The organism is Streptomyces sp. NPDC026062 (assembly GCF_055568375.1).
The window spans coordinates 1-12,498 of the sequence record NZ_JBVHOQ010000083.1 but is presented as its reverse complement, the minus strand read 5'-3'; the positions used below and the strand labels follow the sequence as shown (position 1 = coordinate 12,498).

General features: G+C 68.2%; 9 protein-coding genes and 2 pseudogenes. 9 read left to right on the top strand and 2 right to left on the bottom strand.

Features of this window, described 5'->3' with window-relative positions; genetic code table 11:
* The first annotated feature begins 360 nt into the window (after positions 1-360).
* From ACZ4LX_RS37080 to ACZ4LX_RS37055, 6 genes and pseudogenes are all read left to right on the top strand, one after another.
* Positions 361-1,791 carry a hypothetical protein gene (locus ACZ4LX_RS37080; RefSeq protein WP_467721393.1) on the top strand — a complete coding sequence of 477 codons (1,431 nt, stop codon included), beginning with the start codon at positions 361-363 and terminating at the stop codon, positions 1,789-1,791.
* Positions 1,792-2,677: 886 nt separating this feature from the next.
* Positions 2,678-3,476: pseudogene (locus ACZ4LX_RS37075) on the top strand (IS630 family transposase); the annotation flags it as partial.
* Positions 3,477-3,551: 75 nt separating this feature from the next.
* Positions 3,552-5,025, top strand: a pseudogene (gene istA / locus ACZ4LX_RS37070) (IS21 family transposase).
* Between the two features lie 60 nt (positions 5,026-5,085).
* A complete protein-coding gene (locus ACZ4LX_RS37065; protein WP_467651582.1) occupies positions 5,086-5,637 on the top strand; it encodes an ATP-binding protein in 552 nt (183 codons plus the stop codon).
* A 65-nt stretch (positions 5,638-5,702) separates the two neighbouring features.
* The gene (locus ACZ4LX_RS37060; protein WP_467651580.1) at positions 5,703-6,476 is read left to right on the top strand and encodes a helix-turn-helix domain-containing protein; all 774 of its coding nucleotides are present in this window, start codon (positions 5,703-5,705) and stop codon (positions 6,474-6,476) included.
* Complete coding sequence (locus tag ACZ4LX_RS37055; RefSeq protein WP_467651578.1) at positions 6,473-6,661, top strand: DUF397 domain-containing protein; 189 nt, start codon at positions 6,473-6,475, stop codon at positions 6,659-6,661. The genes ACZ4LX_RS37060 and ACZ4LX_RS37055 overlap by 4 nt, the downstream gene beginning before the upstream one ends.
* Positions 6,662-6,801: 140 nt before the next feature.
* Here the strand turns inward: ACZ4LX_RS37055 and ACZ4LX_RS37050 are convergent, their stop codons facing one another.
* Positions 6,802-8,109 carry a cellulase family glycosylhydrolase gene (locus ACZ4LX_RS37050; RefSeq protein WP_467651577.1) on the bottom strand — a complete coding sequence of 436 codons (1,308 nt, stop codon included), beginning with the start codon at positions 8,107-8,109 and terminating at the stop codon, positions 6,802-6,804.
* An 82-nt stretch (positions 8,110-8,191) separates the two neighbouring features.
* Between ACZ4LX_RS37050 and ACZ4LX_RS37045 the strand changes: the two genes are divergently transcribed.
* The 3 genes from ACZ4LX_RS37045 to manA all read left to right on the top strand — a co-directional run bounded on the left by ACZ4LX_RS37045 (position 8,192) and on the right by manA (position 11,032).
* The gene (locus ACZ4LX_RS37045) at positions 8,192-8,386 is read left to right on the top strand and encodes a hypothetical protein (RefSeq protein ID WP_467651574.1); all 195 of its coding nucleotides are present in this window, start codon (positions 8,192-8,194) and stop codon (positions 8,384-8,386) included.
* 379 nt (positions 8,387-8,765) lie between these two features.
* Positions 8,766-9,728: an ROK family protein gene (locus ACZ4LX_RS37040; RefSeq protein ID WP_467651572.1), complete on the top strand. Its 963-nt coding sequence runs from the start codon at positions 8,766-8,768 to the stop codon at positions 9,726-9,728.
* Positions 9,729-9,838: 110 nt separating this feature from the next.
* The gene (gene manA, locus ACZ4LX_RS37035) at positions 9,839-11,032 is read left to right on the top strand and encodes a mannose-6-phosphate isomerase, class I (protein ID WP_467651570.1); all 1,194 of its coding nucleotides are present in this window, start codon (positions 9,839-9,841) and stop codon (positions 11,030-11,032) included.
* Between the two features lie 49 nt (positions 11,033-11,081).
* Here manA and ACZ4LX_RS37030 read toward each other — a convergent pair whose 3' ends face one another.
* The gene (locus ACZ4LX_RS37030; RefSeq protein WP_467651568.1) at positions 11,082-11,933 is read right to left on the bottom strand and encodes an SAM-dependent methyltransferase; all 852 of its coding nucleotides are present in this window, start codon (positions 11,931-11,933) and stop codon (positions 11,082-11,084) included.
* Between the last annotated feature and the right edge of the window lie 565 nt (positions 11,934-12,498).

Genomic DNA, 12,498 nt, shown 5'->3' with positions numbered 1-12,498 from the left:
CAGCGCCAGCCCCACATCGTCACCGGCTACTTCAAAGCCCCGCACGTCCGATACGTCCTCGACGAGTGAACCCAATGAGTTTCTGATCAATAGAGCGCTTGATTTTGATCCGGAGCAGCCCGCTAATGGGTCAATGGCGCGTTGGGAATCGGGGTGCAATGATCAAAATGAAAGTGCTGCGCGTACTCGGGGGTGGAGTGACCGGCTACGGGGGGAATCCTGAACGCATGGTCCGAGGAAGCTCTGTCGTCGAACCTGCGGCCGACCTACCGTCAGGATTCGGCCGCTACCTGTCCACGGTTCCTCGGCGCGGTCGTCGACCGACCGGTCGAGGAATCTCATGGGAAGCCGAGGGCCCAGGTGGCATCGCCCCTCTCGGTCGCGGACAGCATCCGCGAGGAGGTGACCGCGTTGCCGCTCAACCGCGTAGCTAACCAGAGGCTTCGGGCTCTGATCCGTGAGGCGTCCTGGACCGGCAGCCAGTTCGCCCGGGCCGTCAACGAGGCCGGAGCGCGTGCGGGTCTCGCGCTCAACTACGAGCGCGGCTCCGTTTCCCAGTGGCTGGCGGGATCGATGCCCCGGACCCCGGCTCCCCGTTTGATCTGTGCCGTTCTGTCCACGCGCCTCGGAAGAGTCGTCTCACTCGGGCAGGCGGGCATGGCCGCGACCGGCCTTCCCCGATACTCCGGGGACGACTCGCAGGAGCGTGCGCGCACCACGATCGAAGAGCTGCTGGACATAGAGGCCGTTCTTCAACGGATCGGGTCCCTGCGGGCACATACCTGGTTCGACCTGTCTGCAGACCCACGCCATATACCCGGATTCCAGATCAGGATGGACCGGAATCATCAGCCGAAGCATATTGGGAGGCATATCGATCACGCGGACGCGCTGCTTTCCGCGCTGTCGGCGCTGGACCAGTCCAGTGGTGGTGGCCGGGTGCGGCACGCACTCGGAGGGTACTTGTCGCTCACCGTGGCACCCCTGCTCAAGGCCCACGTTTCTCCCGCTGCGCGGGTCAGAATACTGGCCGTTGCCGCCAAGTTGACGTACCTCTACGCCTTCATCAACTTTGACGACGATCAGCACAGGACAGCGCAGAAATTCTATCTCGTCAGCTATTCGATCGCCCGTGGGATCGGTGACGACACAGGATGCGCGCTGGCGCTCCGGGCCCTCAGCGTGCAGGCCCGGTATCTGGGCCATGTGCCGTACGCACTGTCGGCTGCGGAGGCTTCGACCGAGGTTGGCCTGCACCGGATCGACCCTAGCGTCCGCGCCGGACTGCTCGGACAGTACGCGGTCGCCGAGGCCGCTGCCGGAGACTCCCGCAGTGCGCTGCGGCACTTGCACGCCGCCGGACGCGCGCTTGTCATGGCCGACGGTTCGGCAGGCTCCGTGGGGAGATACCACGGCGCCGCCCTGGCGCATCAGCGCGCTGCGGTGGCCCACCATCTCGGATCTCCCGCCGCCGCGATCAGCAGCCTTCAGGAATCGTTGTTCCTACGCCCGGTGCACGAGCAACGCTCCAAGGCGATCACCGCGGCCCGACTGGCCGAACTCCAGATCGAGGACGGTCAGATCGAGGCCGCCTGCCAGAGCTGGAGCACCTTCCTGGACGCCTACCCGGCGTTGGTCTCTCGGAGGGCGGACCGTGCGCTGCAAGGTCTTCGCCGACTGCTGTGGCCGTACCGGGAGGACGCCGGGGCAGCCTCGCTGTTCGACCACGCTACCCAACTGGCCGGTCCGACTGGACGTGAGCCCAGGAACACAACTACTCAGAGGAACTGATCCGTTGAGCAGAACGCTGAGAACAGAGAGGGTCGTGGTGCTCGCACTGGCCCGGGCCCAATTCCACGTTGCCACGACGTTCATCCACCCGACCAGGGGGCGCGGTCGTCTGTCCCGCCGCCGCTCTGGTGACGTCGGCCCTTGAGCATTCCCGTTTCCGCGCAGAAGACGGCCCCCTCGGCATACTTGGCGCCCCGCTGGACGGAAGCCCGGCGGGAATCGCTTGTGCGACCACGTACCAGACGGACGACGCGCAGACGATCGGCCTGGCTATCGCGGCCGAGCAGGCGCTCGCACCGACCGTTGAACGGCTGGTGCGCGCGTGGACCGAGGCAATGCGCAGCCGACGCCTGTTGGTTGTCCACTCGGAGCCTTGCGATCCGACCGTGCCGGTGCATCACCAGAGTCTGCCGGTGCCGCGGCTCCCGATAGCCGGTCATCACAACGCGGGCAAAGGGGCGGTGTGCGAGAAGTTCTGGAGGGCCCGTAGCCGAGTATTGGAGTTCCAGAGGCGCGGCGACACGGTTCTTCTGATCAGCGGGGCCCCCACCGGCTTGTGGGCGGAAGCGCTCGGAGTGCCTGGTGTAGTGCCGGTGAACACACCTGAGGAGGTTCCCCGACTCGGCCCCCTGGACGAGGACCGCCTCTCCTTCGTGCTTGACGGCGGCCGTGGCAAAGTCCAGGTGTGCGGCCAGCCGAGTCCAGGCTGATGGCCACCGGAATTCCAGGGGGATGGCCGTCTGACCAGTGGTGTTCCTGATCACTTCCTTAACTGGAGGAGACCCCTCCGACCGTTTGCTGGTGTTTGCACGCATCAGCTACTGAGATTGAACGCGTGGTGTCGTAGGGGGTGACGGCTGGTCTGTGGCTGCGGTATCACCGAAGGCCGGCCGCGCATGGCTGGGAGGACCAGCGCTGGACGCTGGCCCGGGTCAAGACGGTGATCGGCCGGCGCTTCCATCTGACGTACACGATCCAGGGTGTGCAGAAGCTGTTGGTGCGTAACGGCTGGTCCTGCCAGGTCCCGGCCCGTCGTGCCATGGAGCGGGACGATGATGCGGTCGCGGGGTGGGTCAAGGAGGTGTGGCCCCGCGCGGAAGGTTAGCGGCGGCCCGTGGGGCCTGACTGGTCTTCGAGGACGAAGCCGGCTCCTCCATGACGCCGCCGCACGCCAAGACATGGTCCCAACGCGGCCGCACCCCGGTGGTCCGGGTCCGCGGCCGCTCCCGCCGCCGACTCTTCATCGCCGCGCTGACCTGTTACAAACCCGGCCACCGATCGAGGCTGATCTACCGGCCGCGACGGGACGACGGCAACCGTGACGGGCGCAAAAATTCTCCTGGCGCGACTACCGGGACCTGCTCATCGCCGCCCACCAGCAGCTCGACGGCCCCATCGTCCTCATCTGGGACAACCTCAACGTCCACAAAGCCGCCGACCTGAGAGAGTTCGCCGAAGCCCGCGACTGGCCGACCATCCACTACCTGCCGCCCTACGCACCCGACCTCAACCCCGTCGAAGGAATCTGGTCACTCCTACGACGCGGCTGGCTCTCGAACGTGGCCTTCAGCACCCCGGAACACCTCGTCCAGACCGTCCGGCGCGGCCTGCGCCACATCCAGTACCGCAGCCACCTCATAGACGGCTGCCTCACCGAGACCGGCCTGACCATCCGACCCGCCTGATCAGCAGCACGACATCCCGAGTTCAACCTCAGTAACGGCCGGGGAGGTCCTGTGACGAAGTCTGGCACGGAGATTATGGAAATCCTTGAGGCGTACGACCTGACCGGGACGGTCTGGTCGGCGGCGACCTTGACGGGGCACGACCCGAAGACGGTCAAGCGGTATGTCGAGGCCCGCAACGGCGGGCGCAATCCCTATGAGCGAGAGCCGCGGCCGAAGATGATCGATGCGTTCCTGGAGAAGGTCGAGGAGTGGGTCGAGCAGTCGAAGGCGGCGATCCGCGCCGATGTGGTCCACGAGAAGCTCGTGAAGATGGGCTACCGAGGCAGCGAACGCTCGACGCGGCGGGCCGTGAACGCGGCGAAGAGCGCGTGGAAGGCGGGTAAGCGCCGAACGTACCGGCCGTGGATTCCCGAGCCGGGCCGGTGGCTGCAGTTCGACTGGGGCGAGGGTCCGCGGATCGGTGGCCGGCGGACGTGGCTGTTCTGCGCGTGGCTGTCCTGGTCGCGGTTCCGTGTCGTGATCCCGGTATGGGACTGCACGTTGGGCACGTTGGTGGCCTGCCTGGACACCACGCTCAGGCGGATCGGCGGGGTGCCGACGTATGTACTGACCGACAACGCGAAGACGGTGACCGTCGAGCACATCGCCGGGATCCGGTACGTCATCCGCAGATGGTCGCCGCTGGCCGGCACTACGGCTGCCAGGTGGTCAGTTGCGTGCTCTACGACCCCGAGTCGAAGGCGGCGCGGAGGCCACGGTCCGTATCGCGAAGGCCGACCTGGTGCCCACAGGTGTGAACCTTCTTCCCGCCTACGACTCCTTCGCAGAGCTCGTGGACGCTTGCCTGACCTGGTGCGATGCGGTGAACTCCCGTCGTCACCGGGCGACCGGGCAGATACCCGCGAGCCGTCTGGACGTGGAGCGTACCACCCTGCACGTCCTGCCCATCGAGCCGCTCGCGCTCGCGCTGGGCGAGGAGAGGCTGGTCGGCTCGGACCGCACCATCAGCTTCAACTCGGTGCGCTACTCGACCCCGCCGGGCTATACCGGCGCGAGGGTGTGGTGCCGGGTGGTCGGCGAGGAACTGTCCATCACCGCCCGCACCAACTCCAGGGACCTGTCGGAGATTTGGCGCCACCAGCTCTCCACCCCGGGTGTTCCGCAGATCATCGACGCGCACTACCCCGATCACCCGGACGGCCGCAGCGACCACCAGCCGAGGCTGCGGCCCCGCTCGGAGGCGGAGATCGCGTTCGTGGACATCGGCCCCGGGGCCGGGCGCTGGCTCAAGGAGGCCGGACCCTCCGGCGCGGTCCGTATCCGCGCGAAGATGGCCCGCGCGGTCGAGCTGGCCACGGTCCTGGGCAACGACCGGGTCGACCAGGCCCTCGGGCTTGCGGCCACGGCCGGGCGCTTCGCCGACGACGACCTGCTCTCGATCCTGGGACACATCGCCGACAGCAAGCCCGCCGGCGAGGTCGTCCGCGCGGACGAGGCCCACTCCGTCCAGAACGGAACCAGTGGCTGGCAGGCTCTGGGCTCCTGAGCCAACACGCCGCCCACCACACCATTCTGACCGCAAGTCACTCAAGAGAACCGCATCTCCATGAGCTTTCCCAACCCGCCCGCGATTCCCGAGGAACTCGACAAACCCATGCGCCGCATGCGCCTGCCCTACATGCGCAAAGCGGCCCCGGACGTCCTGGCCACCGCCCGAGCCCAACGCTGGGACCCCGCCGAGGTCCTGCGGCTGCTGATAGCGGAGGAGGTCACCGGCCGCGATGCGGCCACCCGGCGTCTTCGCCGCCACTCGGCGAACTTCCCCACCGGCAAGACTCTGGGCTCCTGGCGGGCCGAGGACTCCACCATCCCCGAACCCACCCAGAACTCCCTGACCACCCTGGAGTGGATCGGCCACGCCGAGAATTTGGTCATCGCCGGCCCGTCAGGGACGGGCAAGAGCCACTTCACCGAGGGCCTGGCCCAGGCCGCGATCGAGAAGGACCTGCGAGTGTCCTGGTTCACCCTGGAGACGCTGAGCGCCGCGATCGGGAAGTCGAAGGTCGACGGGTCCACCGCACGGACCGTCGCCCGGATCTGCCGCGGGTTCTGGATCACTTTCAGTGCTGAGGTTCCCCCGTCACTCGGGAGGTGCTGACCAGCTGATCAGCACCTCCCGAGTGACGGGGGAACCTCAAAGGGGCTGACAAGACCGGACAGGGAGTGGTTGCCGCGTTCGGGCAGACCCTGAAGACACTGCGATTGCGGGCAAGGATGGAGCGGGAGGAGCTGGGGTACTCGGCGTCGACCATCGCCTCGTTCGAGCAGGGACGCAGGATTCCTCCCCCGAAGGCCATCGACCGGGCGGAGGAGGTGCTGAACGCGGACGGTCTGCTGAGTGTGTGGAAGGACCAGTTGGAGAGGGCGCAGTATCCCGTGTTCTTCCAGGGGATGGCGCAGTTGGAAAGGCGTGCGATGGAACTCTTGGCCTACGACACCTTGGTCTGCAACGGCCTGCTCCAGACCGAGGAGTACATGCGAGCCCTGTTCAGCAACCGGCGCCCACTGACCAGCGCGGAGATCATTGAAGAGCGGGTGACGGCCCGTCTGGCTCGGCAGGACATCTTTGATCGGCGTCCCGAGCCGCTGCTGAGTTTCGTCATGTGCGAGTCGGTGCTGAGGCGCAAGTTCGGTGGCCAGGATGTGCTGCGGGGTCAGCTCGAACAACTCCTTCTCATTGGCCAGCGGAGGAATGTCGAGCTCCAGGTCATGCCGCTCGACTGCGAGGACAACTCGGGTGTGGACGGACCGTTCACCGTCATCGCCCGCGAGGACGGCAAGAGGTTCGTCTACTCCGAGGCCCAAGGCGCCAGCGCGCTGGAAACCGATCCCAAGCAAGCCATTCTTGCTGCGGCCCGCTATGGGATCATCCGGTCACAGGCTCTCACCCCGCGAGAGTCGTTGGCGTACATCGAAAAGTTGCTGGGAGAGCTATGAACAACACGGAACCCCTCGCCTGGTTCAAGAGCAGCTACAGCGGTGGCGAAGGCGGCCAGTGCGTCGAGGTGGCGGCAGGCGCGGGAACCGTGCATGTCCGTGACTCGAAAGTCACGGCCGGGCAGATCCTCCACGTGTCGCGTGAGGCCTGGGCAGGCTTCGTCGCGCTCGCGTCGGCTGAGTAGCGCGGCGTAGTACAACCGACTTCTGTACGCACATGAGCCCTGCCGGTCCAAGTCGGACGGCAGGGCTCACGCCGGTGCGTGTGCGGGCGCCCGCTTGGAGCAGGGCCGCCCACCCGCACTGTCAGCTCAGCAGTCAGCACTCAGCCGTCCGCGCCGCTGCCCGGGACGACGCACGAGCTGCTGTTCTCCCAGCCCCACCCGTCACCGTCCGGATCGGACGAACTGCCGTTGACGCAGTACGGATACCCGTTGGGCGCCGTACCGCTCCCCGGGTCACCGCCGCCGTCCGCGCCGCCGCCCGGGACGACACAGGAGCTGCTGTTCTCCCAGCCCCACCCGTCACCGTCCGGATCGGACGAACTGCCGTTGACGCAGTACGGATACCCGTTGGGCGCCGTACCGCTGCCCGGATCGCCGCCGCCCGGCTCGCCCCCGTCGCCGTAGACGGTGGCGGTCTCGGAGGTGGCGGCGATGCCGTTGGCGCCGTTGATGATGCGGTTGCCCCAGGTCGTCAGGGAGTTCGCGTTGAAGCCGTTGACCATGTCGAGGTACTCGACACCGCTGCCGTTGCCGCTCCAGGACCAGCCTATGTAGCCCACGCCCAGGGACTGCGCGGTCGCCATGATGGCGTCCTCGTCCGGGTTGCCGTCGCTGTGCTGGTCGCCGAACTCCCCCACCACGATGGGCAGTTTGTTGTCGGTGAAGTGGTGCAGGTAGTCCTGCACCTCGGCGGCGGTGTCGTAGACGCCGTACATGTGGATCGAGAAGATGGTGTTCCGGTCGGGGTCGGACGCGAAGACCGAGGCCGCGTTGTCCCTCATCGTCCCGGACCAGTCCTGGCCCCAGTTCGGGGCGTCCACCATCAGCGCGTGGTCGATGCCGGCGTTCCGGAGCTTGCCGATCGCGCTCTTGGTGGCACCGGTCCAGGCCGCGGCGTCGGTGTTGCCGTACGGCTCGTTGCCGATGTTGACGACGACGTAGTCCTCCTGTCCCTCCAGCGCGCTCCTCACGCCGATCCAGTAGTCGGCGGCCTTGTCGAGGGTGGTGGCGGCGCCGTCCTCGCCGTAGCCGGTGGTGTCATGCACCTCCAGCACACAGATGACCTTGCTGGCCCTGCACTGGCCGACAAGGGCGGTGACCTGGGAAGCGCTTGTCTTCGTCCACCGGTCGCCGCTGCCCAGGACGACTCGTACGGTGTTGGCGCCCTTGGCCGCGATGTCGGCGATGGCAGTCGTCTGCTCGGGGTACCAGGCGTAGGCGTGGTTGATCCCGCGCATGACGAACCCGTTGCCGTTCGCCTCGACCACATGTCCGTTGCTCACATGGATACCGGCGGGTGCGGCCTCGGCCTCACCGACGGAAGGGCCGGCGATCGAGCCCAGCAGGCCCAGGGCGGCGGCGAACGCCATGCCCGCCGTCGTGATCAGGGTGCTTCTCTGCTTTCGCATTTCTCTCCTCGGGTACGCATGCGGGTGCGTGGACTGGCGGTACGGAGCAGGGCGAGGCCACGGGACAGGCGACACCCCTCCCATGACAACGATGTCCAACGGCACCGCGTCGGCCCATGCGGGCACGCTGGGTGAGCGCCGCACGCACATCGGCGGGAGTGTCGCCGAAGGCGGGCTTCGCGGGCGTCGTGACGGTGGGGGCAGCGCCGGTCAACTGACGTCGCCCGGCTGCGACTTCGGCCGGAAGTGGCTCGAACGGGTCGTCGCCACACCATGAGGCACCGGGTGTTACGTCCCTGTCAATAGAGAGTTCACGATCCGCCCACCACCCAGAGAATCACCTGTAGAACTAAACCGCTAAACCACCTGACCAGACCTGCCGCACCTCGAAAATCAGTCATCCACCAGGCGGAACAGGGGCGGCGGGATTGATTGACAGTCACACGACGCATCCCTACATTCCTGCCCAATAAACCGGTACAGGAGAGAAGTTGACCCCATCGAGCCACCCAGCACGACCCCACCCACCCGACACACACCCCGCCGACATTACTAAACCTTTACCTTAACTAAACTGTTAACTAGACAACGTTGTCAGCAGCAGTCAGAGTGTTCCCCGGAGTGACGGAACCGCTCCCTCACGAAAGGTGTGTGACGTGACGGTGTACGGAGCACTGGACATCGGCGGCACAAAGATCGCCGGAGCGCTCGTGGACGACGCGGGCACACTGATGGCGCGCGCGCAGCGGCCGACTCCGGCACAGGAGTCGGCCGAAGAGCTCATGGCGACGGTGACCTCGGTCATCGACGAACTGACCGCCCACCCGATGTGGGACGGGATGACCTGCCTCGGCATCGCCAGCGCCGGTCCGGTCGACACCGCCGCAGGCACGGTCAGTCCGGTCAACATCCCCGCCTGGCGTCGCTTCCCGCTGGTCGACGAGGTGGCAGCCCATCCGCGGCTGCCGGTCGGAGTGAGGCCGGTACTGACCGGGGATGCCGTGGCGATGGCTGCGGCGGAGCACTGGCTGGGCGCGGCCCAGGGGTTCGGGAACGCGTTGTGCATGGTGGTGTCCACCGGAGTGGGGGGCGGCCTGATCCTCGGCGGCCGGCTCCACCCCGGCCGGACGGGGAACGCCGGCCACATCGGGCACATCACGGTCGATCTGGACGGTTCGCTGTGCCCGTGCGGTGCTCCCGGCTGCGTCGAGGGCTTTGCCAGCGGTACGGCGATAGCCGCACAGGCGCAGGCGGCGGGGTGGTCCGCGCCGGCCGGAGTGGCTCCGACCGCGGCCGCGGTCGCGGATGCGGCGCGGGCGGGCAACCCGCAGGCGCTGGGGGCGTACGAGCGTGCGGCCCAGGCGCTGGCAGCGGCCGTCGCGGCGACGGCGGCGCTCGTCGAACTCGACATCGTGGTCATCGGTGGTGGTGTGGCGCAGGCCGGCGACACGCTGTTCGCTCCTCTGCGACGGCGCCTGTCCGAGTACGCCGTCCTCGACTTCACCCGCGGACTGCCCGTCGTCCCGGCGCGCCTGGCCCTGGACGCGGGCCTCATAGGCGCGGCCGCCTTCGCCTCCGCGCAGCTGGACGCTCTTGCGACGGCAGCAAGGCATCCCTGACCCGTCCTCGTATCCGCATTCCGCAATCCGCAGCCCGCACAGCAACACCGGGGGCCGCACCACGACCGCAGGGGCGGCGCCGGTGGTGGCCCCCGGGAGGGGACCACCGCGTGGACCGCATGATCAATCCCGTCCGTCACTACAGCTGGGGTTCCGTCACCGCCATCCCGGAGCTCGCCGGAGTCGCACCGGACGGGACTCCACAGGCAGAGCTGTGGATGGGGGCCCATCCGACGGCCCCCTCCCTGGTCAGGCGCCGAGGGGAGCCCCGGGCCCTCGACCAGGTCATCGAGGAAGGGCCCGCCGCCGAACTGGGTGAACCGGTTCTCCGGCGCTTCGGTCCGCGCCTCCCCTTCCTGCTCAAGCTGCTGGCCGCCGAGGCGCCGCTCTCCCTCCAGGTGCATCCGGACCTGGCCGGGGCCGCCGCGGGCCACCGGCGGGAGAACGCGCGGGGCGTTCCTCTCGACGCCCCGCACCGCAACTATCCCGACAGCAACCACAAGCCCGAAATGATCGTCGCGCTCGGCCCGTTCGAGGGCCTGTGCGGCTTTCGTGGCGCGCGGGAGTGCGCCGGCCTCCTGACCGCGTTGAACGTCGACGGCCTGCGTCAGTACCGCGCGACGCTGCGTTCGGAGCCGGAGGAGTCCGCACTGCGGCAGGTCTTCTCGGCCTTCCTGGCCGAGGGGCCCGCGCTCCTGGACGACGTCACGCGTGCCGTGGCACGTGAGGCGCGCGCCCCGGGCCCGTACCGAGCCGCTTTCGCCGGCTACGACTCCCTCGCGCGGGCCCACCCCGGAGACTCCGGGCTGCTGCCCGCGCTGATGCTCAACCAGTTCCGCCTCGCCCCCGGTGAGGGGCTGTTTCTCGGGGCCGGAATCCCGCACGCCTACATACGGGGACTGGGGGTGGAGGTCATGGCGGCTTCGGACAACGTGCTGCGCTGCGGGCTGACTTCGAAGCATGTGGACTCCGAGGAGCTGCTGCGCGTGATCGCGTTCTCGGCGGCTCCCGTCCGTGTGCTGCGCCCGGTGGCCATGGACAGCGGCGAGGAAGTGTTCGCCACCCCCGTGGACGACTTCCGGCTGTCCGTCGTCCGGCCCGGTCCGCGGCGGGGAGCCGTGGCACTCGGCTCCCCCGCCCCGCAGATCCTCCTCTGTACGGCGGGCACGGTCTCCGTGACCGGCAGGGAGGGCGAGATCGCGTTGCCCGCCGGCAGTTCGGTGTACGCGCCCGCCGGGGAGCCGGTGACGGTGGCCGGGGAGGGAACCGTCTACCGCGTCACCGTGGACGTGAGCTTTCCGTGACCGTCCAACGCACGGGCCTCGGACGTCCGTTGTCCCGCGCCACCAGCGGTCAGCGGGCGCTGCCCGCCGTCGTCGCGATGGCGGCGAACCGCGGGGCCTCGCTGTCGTAGGGCGTTCCGGTCAGATCACCGAGGACCTCGACGCCGGTGAAACCGGCCTCCTTCAGCTCGGCGGTCAGCTCCTTCGGGCTGAAGTAGCGCACCCAGTTGAAGAAGGTCCGCTTCCTCCCGGCCTCGAAGATCTCGTACTTGTCCAGTGACACCTGCTCGCGTTCGTACCGGTAGGTGTGGTGGAAACCGGCATAGGGCCGGTCGGACCAGAACCCGTCCATGAGCGACGGCCCGTAGGCCGCCTGCTCCCGCACGTGGGCGAACGCGGACACGGAGTCGACGTCGAAGACGAAGGAACCGCCGGCGTCGAGATGCGCACGGACCGTGCGCAGGAGCGCCTGCCGGCCGTTCGGCGGCAGCGCGCAGTAGTCACGCATGACCAGGATGATCAGGTCGTACCGGGCGTCGTCCTCGTAGGCGAGGTAGTCCTGGCGCAGATAGCGGACGGACAGGCCCTCGGTACGTGCCAGCGACCTGGCGTGGTCGAGCGAGCGCGAGGACAGGTCCAGTCCGGTGACGGACGCACCGGTACGGGCGAGGCGCGTGGTGCAGAGGCCGGGGCCACAGCCGAAGTCGGCGACGCGCAGGCCCGCGCCGACGCCGAATCGGTCGATGATCCAGGACATGACCTGTTCCAGGTACTCCGCCCGGTAGGACGACAGATCGACGTCCGGGTCGAGGTGGGCGGCGAGCATCTGCCGGGAAATATGCGGGTCGGTCCACAGGTCCGTGGTCGTCACCTCCGCGTAGACGCGGGGGCGGGCGTTGATGGCTGAGAGCTCTTCGAACATGGGGTCCGCTTCCGTGGTTCTGGTGAGGCCGGAGAAGACCGGCATGCCGCGCGCAGCACGGGACGCCTCCCGCGACACGGTCGCGGGAGTGCCAGATGTCGGCTGAAGGGCCTGCGCCGGGGACGGCCCAGGGAGCACCTGCTGGTCACGACATGCCGAATGGAGCAGACCGGGGCCGGAGCGTGCCGCATCGGGCACGTGGGGCCGGCGGGCTGCCGGGGCACGGGAACTTCAGACTTACTGGCGCATGACAGAAACCTTAGGCACTGCACGTGTCTCACGGCAAACGGCAAACAGCAAACGGCTGCGCGCGGGCCATGGCGGGGGTGGGCGTCGCCCCGCAGGTCCTCAGGTCCGTAGGCGCGGGTGGACGTCACGCCGCGGGCCGTAGGCGCGGGTGGACGTCGCCCCGCAGGTCCTTGGGCGCGGGTGGACGTCGCGCCGCGGGACCGTAGCCGCTCTCAACTCCCGGCGGGGGCCTGTGCGGTGGAGCCACGCGGGGTGAGTGACGGGGTGGGTACCTGTACGGAACCGGTGTGTTCGCCCTCGATGACCGCGAACAGGG

Bases quoted from the DNA above. Each gene is read 5' to 3' on its own strand.
- ACZ4LX_RS37045 (WP_467651574.1), top strand. From the start codon at position 8,192: ATGACAACGATGTCCAACGGCACCGCGTCGGCCCATGCGGGCACGCTG.
- ACZ4LX_RS37030 (WP_467651568.1), bottom strand. From the start codon at position 11,933: ATGTTCGAAGAGCTCTCAGCCATCAACGCCCGCCCCCGCGTCTACGCG.
- ACZ4LX_RS37050 (WP_467651577.1), bottom strand. From the start codon at position 8,109: ATGCGAAAGCAGAGAAGCACCCTGATCACGACGGCGGGCATGGCGTTC.
- ACZ4LX_RS37055 (WP_467651578.1), top strand. From the start codon at position 6,473: ATGAACAACACGGAACCCCTCGCCTGGTTCAAGAGCAGCTACAGCGGT.
- ACZ4LX_RS37065 (WP_467651582.1), top strand. From the start codon at position 5,086: ATGAGCTTTCCCAACCCGCCCGCGATTCCCGAGGAACTCGACAAACCC.